Raw genomic sequence first — 20086 nt, 5'->3', positions numbered from 1 at the left:
TACACGGAGAACCGGTCGAAAAAGCTCTCCGTACATGATTTTTCGGTCACTTTTCGTCCAATGACGCTGTAGGTGCCTGGAAAATTGCAACTTGCCGCGGCTGCACGACAAGTTGATCGGAGCATCCCTAATGAACAACACATTAAATACAAATACACCGAAAAAGCCTTCCCATAGCAATGCCAACGGCCAGCCCTTGCGACTGGCAGCCTCGCCCAGTTGCTCCCAATAGGTTGCTAATACCCCCTTGGTGTACGGATGATATTGGGGTGGAGTATCAACTGCGTCGGGCCCGATTTCCATGTAACTACGCATACACTCCCAGACCATTTTTGAGGCCCTGGTACTGCCACTGGCAAAAGAAAAACGGCAGTATTTAACTTTCTCATCCGCCTCAGGGTCAGGATTTTTGAACACCACGAGCAATCCCCCGCCTGTTGAATATTTTCCTGCTTGAGTCATTGAATAACACTCAGTCGCTTGGGCGACAACGGTTTCCCACGGAACAATCCAATATTCGCTAGCATTAATCGGAACGCAAACTTCTCGACGCTGGCGATTAAAACGAGCAGGCAAAGGCACCGGCTTTTTCAAGACAGTGACAAGAAGATAAATAGGATAAGCAAACAAAATGACGCCCAAGTAAAGAACATCCCAATCACCCCAAAAAAAGGCAACCGCAGTAAAAATTAATATATTTACCCATAACACGACGATAGCCTGACCTATTGCGAATAAACCGACATCCATATAAACGTCATTTTTTATCCACACACTACCCAGCACGTCATTCGCAACTTCTCCGGTTGGCACTGCTAACGGCGCCAAATATTCGTTTTGTGAAAAAAAACCTTTCTGACTTGTACCTGCTGGCGGAAGAGTCATTCCCTAATACTCAAGGGCTTTAAACTTTTACCATGGTCTTCGATACGCACACGTAAACGCTCAGCTTTATTCAATTCTGGAGTTGGAGCATCGCGTACCTCCACCAAACCGATGAGCGGAGAGCAAGTAAATGCGAGCCCTTCTTGCCCCCCAATAAACTCTGACAGGTTCAACATTGAAGTGATGGGGGTTCGGTATCGTATACGCACCGATACCAGACGAGGTTGAGTCCCAAGAACATCAGGCACAAGGTTAAACAGTCCCGACAAACGTATACCCTGCCCTTCCTTATACGGTATCCAGTTACACGTACTGGTTTCAATCCAATACTTACCTATATCCCGCATCGGTCTCGGCGGGACGACAAGATGGCCAGAGCCGTTATTTTTAATCATGTTTCTATAAGCAATCGTATCAACAGGATCACCCACTATAGAAATATCAACATACGAGCCATAAAAACCAGCACCTGGCAAATCCACTGTCAGAGATTCAACTGTCGAGACATATCGAAAACCGTCCCAGTTATCCACTAACTCTTGGCTGGACCCGTTTTCAAAACTGAGGCGCGGCGTAAACAGTATATTCTGTAACTCCATCAACTCTTTAGCCTGGGCTTCGTACGCAATAACTTCCCACTTCCCCGCCCTCAACTTTGACCAACAGCAATGAGCAAGAAAATTCTGTAAGGGCGTCCGCTGCATAAACCAAGAAACCACATAAAACACGCCTAAGACCGCTAATACCACATTAATCGGTCCCAACCATCTTAAATAACTGGCCTGTGCTAGCGCGACCCCATAGCTTGCAACCATGCTTTTAGAGGCGTGTATTATACCGAGCATCGCCTGTACGCCAGACGCTATAGCAAATCCCGCAGATACTGTCTGCCGCACTTTCAACCACGGATCTAAATTTCCCTGCATGTTATCTAGTTGAATTTGAAGTGCTTTGTATTCCATAAATGCTGCTATGGAAGAAAGAAAGCCAAGAATGCCACCCAGCATTGTCATAACGGAGGCGATGTATGAAGTTCTACCGGCCTTCAAAGAAATGACTTCAACGCCTCTCCCTCCCCAAAAACCCTTCCTGACCTGCGCATCAATCACCGCCACCAACGCGGCTGCGGCATATAACGTCGCGGACGCTGTCTCGTACTGACGCTGTTGATCCACCCCTTCCAGCACCTGCGCCTGGCTCAGATAGCGCCCCGCATTCCAGCTATTGAGCAGCAATGCCGCCAATGCAATCACGCCGCCACTTTTTTGTACCGCAGGTGAGTTAACGATATTGGCGACGTGCCCTGTGCCGATGGCTTTTCCTGTTATTTTTGCCCACTGGATAAGGTCTTCGGCTGCTTTACCGACCAGTTGCAACACCTGCCGTCCGCCCTGATTGATCAGGCGCAAGCCGGTCTCACTGCCCACACGCACGGCAACCATGATGCTCAACCACGCCCCGCTTAACGGCGTGCCGGGCTCACCGCCCAGTAACAGCAATGCAGCCCCCAAGCGTTTGATCAGGCTATTCCACGCACTGTCAGCCTCGCGAGCAAGTTCGGCGAGGTTGGCAAGGATCGGGGCACCCAGCGGGCCGAGTATTTTGATCAATGCTTGTTCGGCGTTGGCCTGGTTTTCCAGACTCAATGCCGCCATCAACTCTGCGGACCGGCTAATGCCGATGACCGCCGCCTCCAGGGTCGGGCTCCAGCCGTAGAACAACTGACGCAAGGCGCCTTCATCGGCACTGCGCACGTAGTCGGCGTATTGCTCGGCACCTTGTTTGCGCAGGCATTGCGCGCTCAGGCAGGCCATGGCCAAGTGGCCAAGCCATGTCAGGTGAGCGGGGTTGTGGAAATCGACAAACCACGTGCCGCTATGGTGCCGAAGCAAATACACACCCCGGTCGGCATAGAGACGGGTATGGCGCTGTTGAACCTGAGCGAAATGGTTGGGGGCCGTGTGGTCCAGCCAGGTGTTCATGGCCGGCAAGTCAATGTACTGCTCAACCTTTTCACTGACGAAACGGTTTTCCAGGTTGGCCACTTTTGACGCTCGGTAATCGCGCACCAACGCTTCAACTTCGGTGTGCAATTGAGCCGGAATGAATTCACGTACCGAGGCTACCGTGCGTTTTATTTGATCATGCACTTCTGCCAGCCTGGCAGCACCTGCCCAATATTTTGAAATACGCCCGCGCCGTTGATTCAACCGCGCCTCTTCGCGAAACAGCTCTTCCAGATCGCGATCCGCTTTGAGCAGTTGCTCACCCTGCTCTGGGGTCAGCTCAAGCTCATGCTCGCGGTAGCGATAACTCACCTGCCCCGCCACTTCAGCGCCGTCCTCGGTGATCAGGCTGCGTATGAAGCCGCCAATGCTCAAGCGAAGTTGGTGGTCCTGCTGCCATTGTTCATGGCGGCTTTCGACTTGTTCCTGTTCGTGATTAATGTCACGCAGTACGCCCAGATCATCATCCAGGCATGCCAGTACGGCATACAGGCCTTGAGCCTGTTGATGCGCGCCCTCCAGCACTTGTTGCACAGTGAAAGGCGCCCACTGCACCGCACTCCACTCACCAGGCACGGTGTGCTCGGCGGTCATCTCAGGGTGGCTCGCCGCCACACGGATGCGCTCGTTATTCCAACGCTGAGCGTCCAGCCATTGGGTGATGTTGTGCGTAAGGTTGTCCGTCGGACGGTTTTCGAACACTCGTCGCGCCTATTGCTGTTCGTGGGCCTTATGCGCTTTACCGTTGTGCAGATGGTCAAGGGTCACGGCTCGCGCATAGGTTTCAGGGATTAATTCGCCCATGAGCTGATCCGCCTCATTCAGCGGCACGCAATGGGGGGTCTGAAGTTCATTGGCGAGCTGGCGCAAATCAATAACGCGCATGTGTTGGGCGCGTGCCTGTGGATCCGCTAACTGCTGGCATGCCTCAGGGGTGAGCGGGTATTCGCTGTAGAGCATCCAGGCAGGCTCATGTTTGCTGAGCGTCAGTCCAAACAGTTTGCCACGCTCGACCCGCGTGTCATCGGCCTCCAACGGTTGTTCATGGAGGCAGCGGTTGATTGCCACGGCATAGCGTTTTAGCCCTTCACTGCCTTGCCACACATACACAAACCCTTCGCGTAGCAGTCGTGCGGCCATGGGGTGGCTCTGAGGCGTAACACCCGGTTGAGCGGCCGCGTGTGTGGACGCCTCTTCGCTCAACGCATACCGAACGGGCAGCACAAAAACATATGGTTGGTAGGCGGGGCATTGGCCCGCGACGCTGTTGACATCGATAGATTCATGACCACAAGCGGCCCGCTCAGCCGCCTCCAGACGTGAGAGTGTGGCGAGTAATTGTTCGTGGCTCATGAGGCAATCTCTGCGCATACAAGCTGGCGTTTAAATTCAGCCAGAAGCTTATCCAGTCGCTCTTTGGGTGAACCATCACGAGAGGCCAATAACTGGCGATACACCGTGTGATCAGGTCCATCAGGAAAGGTGTCACCGAAATGGCCGTACACACTGACCCAGCGCATCACGTCATCCACTGCGCTGTACCCTTGACGCTCGGCACTGCAACAGCAAGCACTGGCCCATTGCTTCTGCCCGGCTGAATCCAGCCCATCTAAATACGCCGGAAAAAACTGCTTACAGTGCGCCTGTACGCGCTGCAGAACAGCCTCTCGCCCTGCTTGGCCAAGGTGCTCAAGCTGTTGCGCATCCAGGGTTAGCCATGGGACATGCGCATACTCGGCCCCCACCCGGGCAAGGCCCTTACGGTGTAAATCACCCTCAGGCAAACGAATCAGGCTCACGGGGCCCATCAACCTGTCACGCTCACCGGCGGCCAGGTCTTGCAACCATAAACGGGCAATTCGTGGGTCGTAGTAACGAAATAAAACGCTGACATCGCCCTCCACCCGGACATGAATCAGGCTGCGCAAGTGCTTGATCAAGCGTTCTTCGTCTGCATCACTTTCAAGCCAGATGCCTGCTGTGGCTTGCCAATGCGCGTCGAAGGCCTGCGCCAACGGGCTATGGGCCTGCACGGCAACTAACAAAGGGCCGTAAAATGCCAGCTCGGCGTATTGGGTCATCAGGTACAAAAAATGAGGCCTTGATCCGGGGGCCAATTCACACACTCGGGCTTGAAGGTTGTCGATCTGGCAACTGTCGAGTAACAAGTAAGCGCGGCTCATGCGGGTGTGCTCCGCATTTTTTCGCAGACAGGGCAAATGGGTTTGGCGCCACGCGCGGCCGCCATCAGTGCTTCGATTTGCGGGCCTGGTGCCAGCGCGATCAAAGGCTCGACAGGGTTCGGTATGGCTGGCATCGCGGGCGTGCCCGGTATCGGCACGCCTCCCAGTTGAATGGGCGAACTGCAATAAATCCCCGCCGCACTGATGACGATATGCTGCCCACCCGCGTTCAGCGTCAGTGCTGCGCCCGCCTCCAGCCCCACCAGGGCGCCCGCCTTGAGGTGGATTTCCTGCCCGGCTTCGACCAGTACGCTCTGTCCGGCACGGGTATGGGCGCTGGTTGCAATGTGCAGATGATCGCTGCCCAGGATCTGAACTTTGCGGTCCGCGCTGACGGTGCGCTGCTCTTCGGCCTGGAGCACGCTAATGCTGTTGCCGGTCACGGTTTCGCTGCGCTGACCGTCGACCTGCAAGCGGCTGTCGTGTTTGATGTGTTGCTCAAGGTCACGCTGCGCATGCAGGTAGATCAGCTCCTGGCCTTGGCGGTCTTCGATGCGCAGTTCGTTGTAACCGTTGCCGCCGGGGGTGCTGCGGCTGCGGAACACGCTTTGGCTCTTGTTGGCCGGCAAGTCCAGCGGTAACGGGTTGAGGCTGTTGGCCAGGCACCCCGAAATGATCGGGCAGTCCGGGTCGCCATTGACGAAGTCCACCAGCACTTCCATGCCGACCCGCGGCACGCTGACGCCGCCATAGCGCGCCCCCGCCCAGCTTGACGAAACCCGTAGCCAGCAACTGCTGCGTTCATCGGTGACGGGGCTGCGGTCCCAATGGAATTTGACCCGCACCCGGCCATACGGGTCGCAATGGATTTCTTCGCCCGCCGGGCCGGTGACGCAGGCGGTCTGGCTGCCGAAAATGCGCGGCTTTTCGTACACCGTCGGGGCCCGAAAGGTGCCGATCTCCGGCGTTCCTTCAAAGGTGTTGCGATAGCCCTGAAACCCTTCGTCGGCGGCGGGCGCCGCTTCTTCCAGCACTTGCGGCTGGTGGCCTTCATGCCGCACGCGGGTCAGCAGCCACTGTGCGTTGTTTGCAGGGGTCGGGTGCTCGCTGAGGGTCAGAAAATGCCCGCTGAGCAAGGCGGGCTGATCGCTCTGGCCGCTGACCACGCAGTGTTGGGCCTGATGGCGCTCCAGCGTGCGCAGGCTATGACGCAGGCCTTCTTGATCGCGGGTGAAGCGGCCGGGGTAGGTGTAGCGTTCCAGCGGGCGCATGCTGGAGGGCGATTGGCTGTCTGCCTCAAGGGTGCGCCCGGCTTTATCGAAGTCGTAATCGCGGGTAAACGTGCGGTTGGTGCAGGCTTGCAGGCTCATCTGAAAGTCATGGACGACAGGGCCTTGGGCAACCAGGCCACTGCCCGGCACGTAAGGTGTGGGCGCTTTGAGCGGGGTAAAGGCCTGTTGTTTATCGCCGAATACCAGCTCATGCCTGTCGGGCGAATGCCTGAAGTAATAGTGAAAACCTTCCTCAAAACACAGCCGCTGGATGAAGTGCAGGTCCGACTCGCCGTATTGCACGCAATAGTCGCGAGGCGGGTACTCCGAGAACCCGGCAAAGCTATAGACGTCACTGAGCAGGCCGTGCTCTTCAAGCACCTGCTGGATGATCTGCTGCACGCTCAGCTGCTGGAAAATCCGCTGGTTAGTGCGATGCACGAGGTACGCAAGGTTTGGGACCAGGGTCAGGCGGTAATGGGTCAGGCGCTTGCCGGTACTGGCGCGAGTGATGCGCTCAATCTGGCCATGAATGCCGTGACCGGGGCCAAACGAGAGCCAGGCGGGCTGGTGCAAGAGGGTTTCGAGGTCAAGACTGGCCCGTTCGCTGACCAGTTGAATGTCAAAGGAAAACGGCTCGCTGATGGCCTCTTCGCCTTTGAATGCCAGCACCGAAAAGGGCTGGTCGCTGCCCATGAGGGTCAGCTGGAAGCGGGTTTGGCGGCTAACGGTGGACATCCTTGGTTCCTCAGAAACTGAGGACGGGACGCTACAGGATTAGCTTAGGAATCACGTGTCAGACGATTCGGAATGTTTTAAAAGAAACGGGATCGGCCGGTAAATGACCGCCCCCCTACCCTACGTCCAGCGATCAGCCGCCGCGTGATCGCTGGCGCGTCCCTCCACCCAGCGCGGGCCGTCGGGGGTGTGTTCCTTTTTCCAGAACGGCGCCCGGGTTTTCAGGTAGTCCATCACAAAGGCACACGCGTCGAACGCCGCTTGCCGATGGGCGCTGGCGACGCCCACAAAGACGATGGGCTCTCCCGGTTGCAAGGCGCCCACGCGGTGCAGCACTTCAAGTTTGAGCAACGGCCAACGCTGCTCGGCCTCGATGACGATCTTGCCCAGCGCTTTTTCAGTCATGCCGGGGTAATGCTCCAGAAACATGCCCGCCACGTCGCGACCGTCGTTGAAGTCGCGCACATAGCCAACAAAGCTGACCACGGCGCCCACGCCTGCGTTGGCGGCATGCAGGGCGTTGACCTCAACGCCAGGGTCGAACGCCTCTGTCTGGACGCGAATAGCCATGTTCAGCCTCCCGTAACCGGCGGAAAGAACGCAACGTCGTCGCCGTCTGCCAAGGGTTCATCGAGTTTGCACAGGTCTTGGTTACGCGCACACATCAGGTTGGGCTCAGCCAGTACGTCCCACGCGTTGCCACGTTGCAACAGGTGCGAGCGCAGCTCAGCAATGGATGAAAAAACGCCTTCGACCTGCTCGCTGTCCCGCCCCAAGGCTTCACGGTAACGGGCGAAATACATGACGTTGAGCTTCATGACGCATCGGCCTTGAAATGCCCGCTCTTGCCGCCACGCTTCTCCAGCACGCGCACGCTTTCGATGGTCATGCCGCGGTCGACGGCCTTGCACATGTCATACACGGTCAGTGCCGCAACGCTGGCGGCGGTCAAGGCTTCCATCTCGACGCCGGTCTGCCCGGAAAGCTTGCAACGCGCCACGATCAACACGGCATCGGAGCCCTGCGCGCTGAGTTCGACCTTGACGCCGGTCAGCATCAACGGATGGCACAGGGGAATCAGGTCAGAGGTTTTCTTGGCCGCTTGAATGCCAGCAATGCGCGCCACGGCGAAAACGTCGCCCTTGGGGTGGCCGCCACTGACGATCATGTCCAGCGTTTCGGGGCGCATGCGCACCACGGCCTGGGCCGCCGCCTCGCGAAAGGTCACGGCTTTGTCGGTGACATCCACCATGTGGGCACGGCCTTGTGAATCCAAATGAGTCAGCACTGGGTTACTCCCTTCAAGTGCGGCGATTGTAAACCCGCCTCTGCTGCATGCGCACCCTCGATCGCCCAGCAGCCTCTATGCCTTATGGCTCAAGGCCTGTAGCCAGGCGATCCACCTCGCGAATATCGCGCATTAGAACAAAGAATTGGCCCTGTTTTTATATTCGCCGTACAAGATTAAAAAAAAGGACGGCACGCACCATGAGTTTATTTGTATCCATTGTCTTGAGTTTATTGGCGGGTTTTGCAGTGCCCTTGCAAGCAGGCACTAACGCCAAACTGGGCGTGTTATTAGGACATCCCTTATGGGCCACTGCCGTGTCTTTGGTGGTCAGTTGTATTGCCGTGATGGTGGTCATGCTGATTTTTAAAGTACCTCGTCCCAATATTGCCGCCCTGCAAGCAGGTCCCTGGTGGATCTGGTTTGGCGGCATTGCCGGTGTGTTGTATATCACCGCCGCCCTGATATTGGTGCCGCGACTGGGTGCACTCAACTTCATCATGGCCGTGATTATCGGCCAACTGACCATCTCGGTCATTATTGATTACTTCGGGTTAGTGGGCTTACCCAAACAACCCCTCAATCTGCAAAAGATCATTGGCGTCAGTGTGGTACTGGCCGGTTTTTTAATTGCGGTACGCAGTTAATCCGCGACGCGTTTAAGGGCAACAACTTCACCCACCGGCCTTTATCAGGGGTCGGCATTTAATAACAGCAATCACACTTAATAGGTGAGCAATGAGTTCTTTTACCGCTTATGACGCCATTGGCGATCGCTTTGAAGTCTTCACCGACACCGCATCGCAACGTTCCGTTGAAACCGAAACGTTCTTTCATATGGTGGGTGATGTGAAAGGCAAGTCCGTTTTGGACCTGGCCTGCGGTTATGGGTATTTCGGCCGCGAGCTGTACCGTCAGGGCGCGTCGCGGGTGGTGGGGGTTGATATCTCGCCGTCGATGATCGAGCTGGCACGCAAGGAGTCGGCCCGCAACAACGAGGCCATTGAGTTTCACGTGGCCAATGTCTGCGAGATGCCGGTGATGGGCCAATTTGAACGCGTGACCGCTGCCTGGCTGTTCAACTACGCCCAGTCGCCCGCCGAATTGGAAGCGATGTTCTACGCCGTTGCGCAAAACCTGCAGCCCGGCGGCAAGCTGATTGCCTACACCGTCGACCCCAGTTTCCGCCTTGAAGACGGCAACTTCACCAAGTACGGCGTACACGTCAAAAGCGAAAACCCTCACGAAGGCGGATTCCGCTGCCCTTCAGAATTTGTCACCACGCCACCCAGCGAATTCACTTTTTACCGCTGGAGCCACGAAGACTACGAGCGGGCCATCCGCAAGGCGGGGTTCAGCGACTACCACTGGCAACGCCCATTGATCTCCAAAACCAATCGCCAGAAATTCCCGGAAGGCTATTGGGGTGACTTTGAGCGCAACTGTTTGCAAACCGGCCTGGTCTGCACCCTCTGACACCTTTTGCATCTGTAGTGGAGTTCGACGTGTCAAACACATCCAAGGCGTTTCCCCACTGGCCGGTATTTGACGGCCCGCTGACCGCGCACATGACTGACCGCCAATTAATGGGGCTCGAAGAGCACTTCCAGCCGGGCCTCAACCTGGCCTTGCCGCTGGCTGAGTGGCAGCAATTGACTCAAGCGCCAGCCAGCCTGCTGACGCGGCGCGTGGAAGACCCGCACGCCGCGCTGCCGATCCGCCTGGCGGCAGGCCGCTACCTGGCCGAGACCCTGGACCCGCGTCTGGATGTGCTTAACCCGCCGATGATCCGCATCGAAGGTGGCTGGATTGAAACCGGGCTGGATGAAGCCAGGGTCGACAGTGTCATGGACAGGATGCAAGGGCTGGGGCTGGACCGCAGCTGGATCGAAAAGGAAGTGCCGCGCCACACGGTGCAGCTTCAACCCTATGCCATCGGCAAATACCCGGTCACTAATCTGGAATACAAAGCTTTTCTCGAAGATTCGCTGGAGCCGCGCATTCCGACCAACTGGGCATTTGGGCAATTCCCGGTGGAACGTTCGAACCATCCGGTCTACGGCCTTAGCGCGGAAGACGCCGACGCTTACGTGGCCTGGCTGAGCCTGCGCTCGGGGCGCGCCTTCCGCTTGCCCACTGAAGCGCAATGGGAATACGCGGCCGCGGGGCCGGAGAACCTTGAGTTTCCGTGGGGTGAGCGCTTTTTGCCGGAACACGCCAATACCGCCGAAATGGGCATTTTCAACACCACCCCAGTGGGCATGTTCCCCCTGGGCGCCTCGCCCTTCGGCTGCATGGACATGGCGGGCAACGTTGAAGAATACGTGGCCGACGACTATGCCCCCTACCCCGGCGGACACGCCATCAGCGATGACCTGGTCACCGTGGTAGGCAACCACCGCATCGCACGGGGCGGCAGCTTTACACGGTTTCGCGACCTGGCCCGCAACTGCCGTCGGCATGGCAAATACCCGCGCGAAATCTATGTCATGGGCTTCAGGCTCGCTGAAACGCTGTAACCCAAACTAATAAAAATCCGTTAATAGGAAAGGAATTCTATGAACCCGCTGCGCGTTAGAAACCAGGTTGATATCCACCTGAATGAATCGGGTATCCCCGGTACGTTTTACAGCTTTACGGGGCTGGAAGCCGACAAGGAACATATCGTTATCAAACTGGGTCCGGCGTCGATCAATAGTCCTTTGGTGCGTTTGCACTCTGAATGCCTGACCGGAGATGTCTTCAGTTCCCAACGCTGTGATTGCGGCCCGCAATTGTCCGAGTCCATCGAGCGCATGCACGAAGAAGGCGGTTATTTGATTTACCTGCGCCAGGAAGGCCGCGGGATTGGCTTATATGCCAAGTTGGACGCCTATCGCCTGCAAGACACTGGCATGGATACCTTTGAAGCCAATCAACATTTGAACTTTGGTGAAGATGATCGCGACTTCACGGAAGCAGCCCATATGTTGAAAGCACTGGGGGTGCAACATTGCCGGGTCATTACCAATAACCCGGACAAAGTTATCGCCCTGCAAAACAACGGCGTGCAGGTGGACGACGTGATCCCGACCGGGGTGTTTTTGACCCGGCACAATCGGCCTTATTTACAAGCCAAGATCAATAAAAAGAATCACCACATCAACTTGTTCAAATAAGTCCGTCCATTAAATACCCGCAAGTTCTTTGCAGGGGCCCCGTTATTTATCGTCTGTGGCAGCCCTTGCAAACAATCGGTTTTTAACGGCACGGCATGACGCACTTTTACCTATTCAGGATGAATACACATGAAGCACTTCGGCCCGATCAGCGGTATTGCCACGTTTAAAGATTTCTATGTCGCCACTGCCGGTTATGACAATCAGGTCATTTTGTGGGATGCCACCACCAAAACCCCGATTCAGCGCGTGGTGCATGACCACCTGGCCAACCAGTGCGCGTTCAACCCCACCGGCACCCTGCTGGTCAGCGCCAGCAGTGACTACACCGCGCGCGTCTGGGAAGTGCCGAGCCTGCGCATGAAAGCAGTGCTGATCGGCCACGATGACGACATCGAAATGGCCGCGTTCTCGCCTGACGGACAAACCATCGCCACCTGCTCACGCGACCATACGCTGCGTCTGTTCGACCTCAATGGCCGCACCCTGCGCATCCTCGAAGGCCACACCGCCGATGTTATTTCAGTGTGCTGGGCCGCTGACGGCGCGACGCTGGTTTCAAGCAGCGACGACGGTTCGATCCGCCGCTGGGACGCCATGACCGGCGCACAACTGGAAATCATTGACCTGGGCGGGGTTGAAACCGACACCGTGGCCCTGTCGCGCGACGGCATCATTTTCGCCGGTGACGACGAGGGCAAAATCTCGCTGATCAGCGCCCAGGGCACGTTCCTGCAACCGGCTCACACCGCAGGTATCAAGCGCATCATCTGGGACGACGCCCAGCGTCTGTTGATCAGCCTCAGCTATGACCGCTCCGTGATGCTCTGGCACCTGAACAGCCAGAACCGCCTGGAAAAAACCGCCGAAACCTCACTGCCCAGCATCATCTGGCCACGCAGCTGCGCCCTGCTCGGCACAGACCGTATTGCGTTCGTGACCTTCGGCTCATGCTATGCCACCTGGAACTTCCGCACCCAGATCTGGGACCTGGACGGCATCGAACCAGCCATCAGCCTCAACGCCGTGGCCTTGGTCAACGATGACATTTTCAGCATCGGGGATGCGGGCATCCTGCACGTCAACGGCGTGGCCAACACCCAGGCCGGCAGCCTGTGCAACTTCCTGCTGCCGTTCGGCGACAGCGTACTCACCGGCGGCCAGATGGGCACGGTGTTCGACGCCCGTACCGGACAGGCCCTCTACCAGCACCGCTCGCCCCTGAACTGCGGCACCACGTTCATCAAAGACGGCCAGTTGCACGCGGCCATCGGCACGTACACTGGTGAAGCGCTGATATTCAAACTGGATCATCAGCAGCCCGTCTTCCTCACGGAAGTGGCCATGCACGACAACGCCATCAAAGGCATTGCCGCTGACGAAACCTATATCTTCAGCGTGTGTGCCACCGCAGCAGCGGCGTTCTTCACGATTGACGATTTCACCGAACACACCTATCTGGACAAGGCGCACGACCGCATCTCCAACGGCTGCACGCAAATTGAGGGCGGATTCGCCAGCATCGGCCGCGACCTCAAGCTGCGCCTGTGGCGCAATGGCGAAAGTGAAGTCTTCGAAACCCCGCACAACCATTCAATCAAGTGCATCGCCGTGTCCAAGGACCAAAACCTGATCGCCACCGGCAGCTATGGCGGCACTGTGGCCCTGTTCGATGTGCGCACCGGCCTTTGGGAGAAGTTCGAGAAGCCGACCGCCAGCGGCATTTCCTGCCTGACCCAGGCGGCCAACGGCAACGGCTTTTTGGCCAGCGCCTACGACGGTCGCATTTACCCGATCACGGCGCGTGCAGGCAGGCCACTGCTGTCATGACCTATTTCACCGAAGTCGACTTTCAGCACATGCAACACGCGCTGTCGTTGGCTGAGCGTGGCAGCCACTCCACCTGGCCCAACCCTCGGGTGGGCTGTGTGATCGCTCACGGCAATTGCGTCGTGGGCGAGGGTTGGCACCGGCGGGCGGGCGGGCCGCATGCCGAGGTGTTCGCCTTGCGCCAGGCAGGCGCCCTGGCCAAGGGGGCCACCGCCTACGTGACGCTGGAGCCGTGCAGCCACATCGGCCGCACGGGGGCCTGTCATCAGGCCTTGATCGAAAGCGGTGTCAGCCGAGTGATCGTGGCCCTTGAAGACCCGTTCAAACAGGTCAATGGCCAAGGAATTGCCGCGCTGAGGGCCGCCGGGGTCGAGGTCAAGGTGGGGCTGATGCGCGAAGCGGCGAGTGAGTTGAATCGCGGTTTTCTGTCGAGCATTCAGCGCCAGCGCCCTTGGGTGCAACTGAAAATGGGCATGAGCCTGGACGGGCGCACGGCGCTGAGCAATGGCCGCTCGCAATGGATCACCGGGCCCAAGGCGCGTGCCGATGTGCAGCAATGGCGGGCTCGCAGTGCCGCCATCATCACGGGCAGCGGCACCGTGCTGGGGGATGATCCACTGCTCACGGTGCGCCAGCTTTCCTCGCCCGAAGCCGTCGCGCCGCTGCGCGTGGTGCTGGACAGCGCCGCCCGAGTCCCGGCCAGTGCGCAGGTGTTTAACAGCAGCGCCCCGAGCCTGCACGTGGTGCGCCACGACACGCCTCTGCCCGCGAATCAGACCACCGAAGTGCTGCGCGTCGACGGCGATATCTACGGGCTCGACCTGCATGAACTGTTGAGCCAGCTCAGCCAGCGCGGGTTGCACGACGTAATGGTCGAGGCCGGTCCGACCCTGGCCGGGGCATTTCTCAAAGCCGGTCTGGTGGACGAGGTGTTGGTCTACATGGCACCCAAACTGCTGGGCGATCTGGCCCGGCCGCTGGTGCACATGCCGGAGCTGGTGCACCTCAAGCAAGCGCTGGACTTCACCCTGTTCGATGTCACGCAACTGGGTCAGGACTTGCGTTTACGCCTGCGCCCGGCTCAGGTCGCGGGGGCTGCATGACCGACCACCTGCCGCACTTGCTCGCGCAGCCACCTATGCGCCGGGTCTTCGCCGAAACGGTTGTGCCAGAGCTGCACAAACGGGAACGGCGGAATCGGCAACGGCGGGCTGAGGCTGACCAGTTCTTCATCCAGCAACGCGTTATCCAGCGTACGGGTGGCCACGGTGAGGATCAGGTCGGTGTTGCTGATCATGCTCGGGGCGGTCCGCCAGTGCGGGACACTGACCGCGATGCGGCGCTGCAAGCCTTCGTCGCGCAGCAGGCGGTCGATTTCACCGTTCGAACAACCGTCCACCGACACCGAAATGTGCGGGCGCAACAGGTAATTGTCCAAATCCAGCTGGCCGTTGGCCGGCAAGGTGCTGCGATCCAGCAGACAGGAGAAGGTTTCTTCAAACAGCACTTCGCTGGAGATGTCCGCGCTGAGGTTGGGGAACACCCCCAACGCCAGGTCGATCTTGCCTTGGGCAATCTGTTCGAGCATGCCGTGGCGGCTGTCCTGGGTCACGACCAGCGTGGTGTTCGGCGCATCGGCGCGCAGTTGCCGCAACAGCTTGGGCAACACGATCGCCGCGCCGTAATCAGACATCGCCAGGCGGAAGGTGCGGTGAGAATTGGCGGGCACAAAGTCAATCGACTTACCGAGCAGGATTTCAATCTGGCTGAGGATTTCCTTGAGCGGCGCCTGCAGGTTTTGCGCCAGGGCACTGAGCACCACTTCGCTGCCCTGACGGATCAGGATCGGGTCGTCGAGCAACACCCGCAACTTGCTCAGAGAGTGGCTGATGGCCGGCTGACTCAAATGCAGCCGGGCCCCGGTGCGGGTGACGTGCTTTTCAGTCAGCAGCGCGTCGAGCACCACTAACAGGTTCAAATCAATATTGCGCAGTAAAACCATGACCATCCTGTCATTCACAAATCCGGGATTACCTTCCCGATACGGAGCGCCCCATGCTTCAACTCAAACGGATAATTGAAACCGCTCTTTACGTGAAAGATCTTACAGCAGCAAAAGATTTTTACTACAAAACCCTTCATTTGGAGGTCATGGTCGAAAGCGATGTGCTGGTCGCGTTTAACGTCGGCGACCTCAACACGCTTCTGTTGTTTAAACGCGGGGCGTCCCTTGAAACCAAATACCTGAGCGGCGGCGAAATCCCACCGCACGATGCCCACGGCCGGATTCACGTGTGCTTCGCCATCGACGCCGACGACATGCCCGCCTGGCAGCAAAAACTGGACGACAGCGGTGTGGCCATCGAAGGCCGCACGCAATGGCCCAAAGGCGGTTCCAGTGTGTATTTCCGCGACCCCGACCATAACCTCGTCGAATTGCTCACGCCGGGCTGTTGGCCGATTTACTGATTGCCTCTTTAAGGAAGAAGATCATGCCTCACGTCGCTGCAAGCACTCGTCCGCTGATCCGGCGCACAGCCCTTTGGGCTCTGATTGCTCTCGTACTTGCCGGCGTGGCCTGGGGAGTCTGGCGCTGGCAACAGCCTGCCCCGGCCGGGTATGTGGCGGCCCCGATCAAGGTGGCCGTGGCGCCGGTCAGTCGCCAGCCCTTCACCCGTTACCTGGAGGCCATCGGCGAGCTCGAAGCGGTGGAAGAAGTCAGCGTGCCGGCCGAAATCGGCGGGCGTATCGTCGAGCTGCCCATCGAGTCCGGGCAACGGGTCGAGCGTGGTCAAGTGCTGGTGCGTCTTAACGATGCCCCCGAGCGCGGGCAACGGGTGCGCTTGCAAGGTCAGGTGGACAACGCCCGCGTACGCCTCGAACGCCTGCAAAAACTCATTACCTCCAACGCCGTGTCGCGCGAGGCCCTGGACGATGCCCAGGCCGAATACACCACCGCACGCGGGGCCTTGCAGGAACTCATGGCACAGATCGAGCAGCGCACCATTCGTGCGCCCTTTGCCGGCACGCTGGGTATTCGCAAAGTGCACATGGGCCAATACGTGAACCCTGGCGACACCCTGATCAACCTGATCGGTAATAAAGGGCTGTTCGTCAATTTCAGCGTGCCCGAACAAGCCCTGGCGCACTTTAAGACCGGCAGCCCCCTGCTGATTGAACTCGATGCCCTGCCCGGCCAACCGGTCACGGCGGTGGTCAGCAGCGTCGACCCGTTTCTGGACCGCACCCGCACGTTGAGCGTTCAGGCACGCCTGCAAGACCCGCCTGGCGCAGCACTGCCGCGCATGTTTGCCCGTGTGCGCCTGCCACAGGCCATGCCGGAAAACACCCTGAGCCTGCCGGAAACCGCCGTCACCTACAGCGCCTATGGCGAAGACGTGTATGTGGTGCAACCGGCCCGTGATGAAAAAAGCGCGCCCACGGTACGCCGCGTGTCGGTCAAGACCGGCGAGCGGCGCGATGGCCGGGTGGTGATCGACAAGGGCCTGTCGGCCGACGATCAAGTCGTGACCTCGGGCCAGATCAAGCTCAGTGATGGCGCGAGCATCGAACCGGTGACCAGCGCCGCGCTGGCCGTCGAAGCAGGAGCGCAAAAGTGAAATTCACTGACATTTTCGTCCACCGCCCGGTGCTCGCACTGGTGGTCAGCCTGATGATCCTGCTGGCCGGTCTAAAAGCCTGGATGGGCCTGCCCGTGCGCCAGTACCCGCTGCTGGAAAGCTCGGTGATTACCGTCAGCACCGATTACCCCGGCGCGCCCGCCGAGTTGATGCAAGGCTTCATCACCCAGCCAATCAACCAGTCGCTGGCATCGGTGGAAGGCGTCGATTACGTCAGTTCATCGTCGGTGCAGGGCCACAGTGTGATTACCCTGCGCATGGCGCTTAACGAAGATTCGGCCAAGGCGCTGAGTGAAGTGATTGCCAAGGTCAATCAGGTCAAATACCGCCTGCCCGAGCAGGCCTATGACCCGGTCATCGAGCGTTCGGCCGGGGATTCCACGGCTGTCGCATACGTCGGCTTTTCCAGCGACACCCTGTCCGCCGCCGCCCTGACCGACTACCTCAGCCGCGTGGTGCAACCGTTGTTTTCCACCCTTGAAGGGGTGGCCAAGGTCGACACGTTTGGTGGCCAGCGCCTGGCCATGCGCGTGTGGCTCGACCCGCAGCGCATGGCGGGCCACGGCATCAATGCCGATCAGGTGGAACAGGCGATTCGCGCCAACAACTTTCAGGCCGCACCGGGGCAGATCAAGGGCCACTACGTGGTGTCCTCGATCCAGGTCAACAGCGACCTCAACACCCTCGATGAATTTCGCGACATGGTGATCAGCAACCGTGGCGACCACCTGTTGCGCCTGCGCGACATTGCCGAGATCGAACTGGGCTCGGCCGCCTATGAAACCAGCGCCCTGATGGACGCCAAACCTGCGGTTCACCTGGGCCTGTACGCCACGCCCAAGGGCAACCCGCTGCTGATCGTCGAGGGCATCAAGCGCCTGCTCCCCGACATCCAGAAGACCCTGCCGCCCGGTGTCGAGGTGGCGCTGGCGTTCGAAACCGCGCACTTTATCGAAGCCTCGATTCTGGAAGTGCTCGAAACCCTGCTCGAAGCGATCCTGATCGTGGTGGTCATCATCTTCCTGTGCCTGGGCTCGTGGCGCACCGTGCTGATCCCGATCCTCAGCATCCCGCTGTCGATGCTCGGGGCGCTGGCGCTGATGGCGATGTTCGGGTTCAGCATCAACCTGCTGACCTTGCTGGCCATGGTGCTGGCCATCGGCCTGGTGGTGGACGACGCCATCGTCGTGACCGAGAACATTCACCGTCACATCAAGGAAGGCCGCGCGCCGCTTGACGCCGCATTGGTTGGCGCACGGGAAATCGCCTCGCCGGTCATCGCCATGACCATCACCCTGGCCGCGGTGTACATGCCCATCGGTTTGATGAATGGCCTCACCGGCGCGCTATTCAAGGAGTTTGCCCTGACACTCGCGGGCGCGGTGCTGGTGTCCGGCGTGATCGCCCTGACCCTGACGCCGGTGATGTGCGCCAAACTGCTGCCGCCCGGCCAGAGCGAAGGGCGCATGAGCCTGCTGGCCGAGGGTTTCTTTCACCGCGTGTCGCGCCTGTATCAGCGCGGGCTGGTGCATTCGCTGCGCGCACGCGGCGCGGTACTGGCGTTCGGCCTGCTGGTGCTGCTGAGCCTGCCGCTGCTATACGGCCACGCGGACAAGGAACTGGCGCCCAACGAAGATCAGGGCAACCTGCTGCTGGCGATCAAGTCCCCGCAACACGCCAACCTCGACTTCGTGGAGCGCTACGCTGCCCAACTGAGCGAACTGCTGGCCCGGATCCCGGAAACCACCAGCACCTGGATCATCAACGGCACCGACGGGGTTGCCGCCAGCTTCGCGGGGATCAACTTCAGCGAATGGGGTCAGCGCGACCGCAGCGCCGCACAGATCCAGAACGAGCTGCAACAACAGGTGGACGCCGTGGAAGGCAACTCGATCTTCGTCTTCCAGATGCCGCCCCTGCCCGCCTCGACCGGCGGCCTGCCGGTGCAACTGGTGATTCGCAGCACCGAGGATTACCGCGCGCTGTATCAAGCCATGCAAGACATCAAGGAGCAGGCGCGGGCCAGCGGCCTGTTCGCGGTGGTCGACAGTGACCTGGACTTCAACAACCCGGTGACCGAAGTGCGCATCGACCGCAGCAAAGCCAACAGCCTCGGCATTCGTCTGCAAGACATCGCCAGCACGCTGGCGGTGTTGGTCGGTGAAAACTACACCAACCGCTTTGGTTTGCAGGGCCGCTCCTACGACGTGATCCCGCAGACGCAAGCCAAACAGCGCCTGACCCCGGACGCGCTCAACGGCTTTTACGTCAGCACTGACAGCGGTGTGCAAGTGCCACTGTCGACCGTGGTCAGTCTGCACAGTGACATCCAGCCCAACCGCCTCAAACAGTTCAACCAGCAAAACTCGGCCACCTTTCAGGGCATCCCGGCCCCAGGCGTGAGCCTTGGCGAAGCGGTGGCCTTTTTGGCCAATCAGAGCGCACAACTGCCTGCCAGCTTCAGTCACGACTGGCAATCGGACTCGCGGCAGTTCATCCACGAAGGCAACGCGCTGATGATGACCTTCCTGTTCGCCATCATCGTCATTTACATGGTGCTGGCCGCACAGTATGAGAGCCTGCGCGACCCGCTGATCATCCTGATCACCGTGCCCCTGTCGATCTGCGGCGCCCTCATCCCGTTGGCGCTGGGTTGGGCGACGCTCAACATCTACACACAAATCGGCCTGGTGACGTTGATTGGCCTGATCAGCAAACACGGGATTCTGATGGTCGAGTTCGCCAACGAACTGCAACAGGCCAGTGGCTGCTCCCCGGCCCACGCCATCATCCGCTCGGCGCGCATCCGCCTGCGCCCGATCCTGATGACCACCGCCGCCATGGTCGTGGGCCTGGTGCCGCTCCTGTTCGCCAGCGGCGCGGGCGCCAGCAGCCGCTTTGGCCTGGGGATCGTGATTGTGGTGGGGATGGTCGTGGGCACGCTGTTCACACTGTTTGTGCTGCCGTCGATCTACACCCTCATCTCAACACGGCACACGGCGCCGGTGACCCACGGGATCTCCCTTGAAAAAGCCCCCTGCGGCGAGCCTGAAACCGTGTAAATCCCTGCGAAACAGGGCCAGCCA

18 protein-coding genes are annotated in these 20086 nt (G+C 59.0%); 9 read left to right on the top strand and 9 right to left on the bottom strand.

Translation table 11 applies throughout. The features are described from left to right. The 8 genes from HBN61_RS04975 to moaC all read right to left on the bottom strand — a co-directional run. Positions 1-885 (bottom strand): hypothetical protein (locus HBN61_RS04975; RefSeq protein WP_170046243.1); only part of this gene is annotated, 885 nt, incomplete at its 3' end. Beyond that, the gene (locus tag HBN61_RS22580) at positions 882-3593 is read right to left on the bottom strand and encodes a hypothetical protein (RefSeq protein WP_238591548.1); all 2712 of its coding nucleotides are present in this window, start codon (positions 3591-3593) and stop codon (positions 882-884) included. The genes HBN61_RS22580 and HBN61_RS04975, both read right to left, overlap by 4 nt. Before the next feature lie 9 nt (positions 3594-3602). Beyond that, positions 3603-4244 (bottom strand): toxin VasX, encoded by a 642-nt coding sequence (locus HBN61_RS22575; protein ID WP_262498700.1) that lies wholly within the window; start codon positions 4242-4244, stop codon positions 3603-3605. Beyond that, positions 4241-5074 (bottom strand): DUF4123 domain-containing protein, encoded by an 834-nt coding sequence (locus tag HBN61_RS04965; RefSeq protein ID WP_170046242.1) that lies wholly within the window; start codon positions 5072-5074, stop codon positions 4241-4243. Before HBN61_RS04965 ends, HBN61_RS22575 begins: the two co-directional genes overlap by 4 nt. Next, positions 5071-7083, bottom strand: coding sequence for a type VI secretion system Vgr family protein (locus HBN61_RS04960; RefSeq protein WP_170046241.1), 2013 nt, complete (start codon positions 7081-7083; stop codon positions 5071-5073). The genes HBN61_RS04965 and HBN61_RS04960 overlap by 4 nt, the downstream gene beginning before the upstream one ends. A gap of 120 nt (positions 7084-7203) precedes the next feature. Then, complete coding sequence (gene moaE / locus HBN61_RS04955; protein WP_047273475.1) at positions 7204-7653, bottom strand: molybdopterin synthase catalytic subunit MoaE; 450 nt, start codon at positions 7651-7653, stop codon at positions 7204-7206. A gap of 2 nt (positions 7654-7655) precedes the next feature. Beyond that, positions 7656-7901, bottom strand: a complete 246-nt coding sequence (locus HBN61_RS04950; protein WP_047273474.1) for a MoaD/ThiS family protein — start codon at positions 7899-7901, stop codon at positions 7656-7658. Continuing rightward, entirely contained in the window at positions 7898-8371 is a 474-nt protein-coding gene (gene moaC, locus HBN61_RS04945; protein ID WP_047273473.1) for a cyclic pyranopterin monophosphate synthase MoaC, read from the bottom strand. The genes HBN61_RS04950 and moaC overlap by 4 nt, the downstream gene beginning before the upstream one ends. Positions 8372-8571: 200 nt before the next feature. Here moaC and HBN61_RS04940 point away from each other — a divergent pair, with 200 nt between their 5' ends. From HBN61_RS04940 to ribD, 6 genes are all read left to right on the top strand, one after another. Continuing rightward, complete coding sequence (locus HBN61_RS04940; protein ID WP_047273472.1) at positions 8572-9018, top strand: DMT family transporter; 447 nt, start codon at positions 8572-8574, stop codon at positions 9016-9018. A gap of 91 nt (positions 9019-9109) precedes the next feature. Continuing rightward, positions 9110-9847: a class I SAM-dependent methyltransferase gene (locus HBN61_RS04935; protein WP_047279847.1), complete on the top strand. Its 738-nt coding sequence runs from the start codon at positions 9110-9112 to the stop codon at positions 9845-9847. Positions 9848-9939: 92 nt separating this feature from the next. Continuing rightward, entirely contained in the window at positions 9940-10890 is a 951-nt protein-coding gene (locus HBN61_RS04930) for a formylglycine-generating enzyme family protein (protein WP_047273478.1), read from the top strand. A 39-nt stretch (positions 10891-10929) separates the two neighbouring features. Then, positions 10930-11529 (top strand): GTP cyclohydrolase II, encoded by a 600-nt coding sequence (locus HBN61_RS04925; RefSeq protein ID WP_047273470.1) that lies wholly within the window; start codon positions 10930-10932, stop codon positions 11527-11529. 129 nt (positions 11530-11658) lie between these two features. Next, the gene (locus tag HBN61_RS04920) at positions 11659-13359 is read left to right on the top strand and encodes a WD40 repeat domain-containing protein (RefSeq protein ID WP_047273469.1); all 1701 of its coding nucleotides are present in this window, start codon (positions 11659-11661) and stop codon (positions 13357-13359) included. Further along, positions 13356-14462, top strand: a complete 1107-nt coding sequence (gene ribD / locus HBN61_RS04915; protein WP_070411694.1) for a bifunctional diaminohydroxyphosphoribosylaminopyrimidine deaminase/5-amino-6-(5-phosphoribosylamino)uracil reductase RibD — start codon at positions 13356-13358, stop codon at positions 14460-14462. The genes HBN61_RS04920 and ribD overlap by 4 nt, the downstream gene beginning before the upstream one ends. Here the strand turns inward: ribD and HBN61_RS04910 are convergent. Continuing rightward, the gene (locus HBN61_RS04910; protein WP_083333281.1) at positions 14441-15367 is read right to left on the bottom strand and encodes a LysR family transcriptional regulator; all 927 of its coding nucleotides are present in this window, start codon (positions 15365-15367) and stop codon (positions 14441-14443) included. The genes ribD and HBN61_RS04910 overlap by 22 nt on opposite strands. A gap of 47 nt (positions 15368-15414) precedes the next feature. Between HBN61_RS04910 and HBN61_RS04905 the strand changes: the two genes are divergently transcribed. Genes HBN61_RS04905 through HBN61_RS04895 form a run of 3 tightly spaced genes read left to right on the top strand, consistent with a single transcriptional unit; the run spans position 15415 to position 20062 of the window. Next, positions 15415-15828, top strand: a complete 414-nt coding sequence (locus HBN61_RS04905) for a VOC family protein (RefSeq protein WP_047273466.1) — start codon at positions 15415-15417, stop codon at positions 15826-15828. A gap of 23 nt (positions 15829-15851) precedes the next feature. After that, the gene (locus HBN61_RS04900) at positions 15852-16979 is read left to right on the top strand and encodes an efflux RND transporter periplasmic adaptor subunit (RefSeq protein WP_047280177.1); all 1128 of its coding nucleotides are present in this window, start codon (positions 15852-15854) and stop codon (positions 16977-16979) included. Next, entirely contained in the window at positions 16976-20062 is a 3087-nt protein-coding gene (locus HBN61_RS04895) for a MexW/MexI family multidrug efflux RND transporter permease subunit (protein WP_083333280.1), read from the top strand. Before HBN61_RS04900 ends, HBN61_RS04895 begins: the two co-directional genes overlap by 4 nt. The last annotated feature ends 24 nt before the right edge of the window (positions 20063-20086 follow it).

Origin of the sequence: Pseudomonas sp. WS 5071, from assembly GCF_012985765.1 — a bacterium.
Lineage (GTDB): Bacteria > Pseudomonadota > Gammaproteobacteria > Pseudomonadales > Pseudomonadaceae > Aquipseudomonas > Aquipseudomonas lundensis_A.
This window is presented reverse-complemented; position numbering and strand designations above follow the sequence as displayed.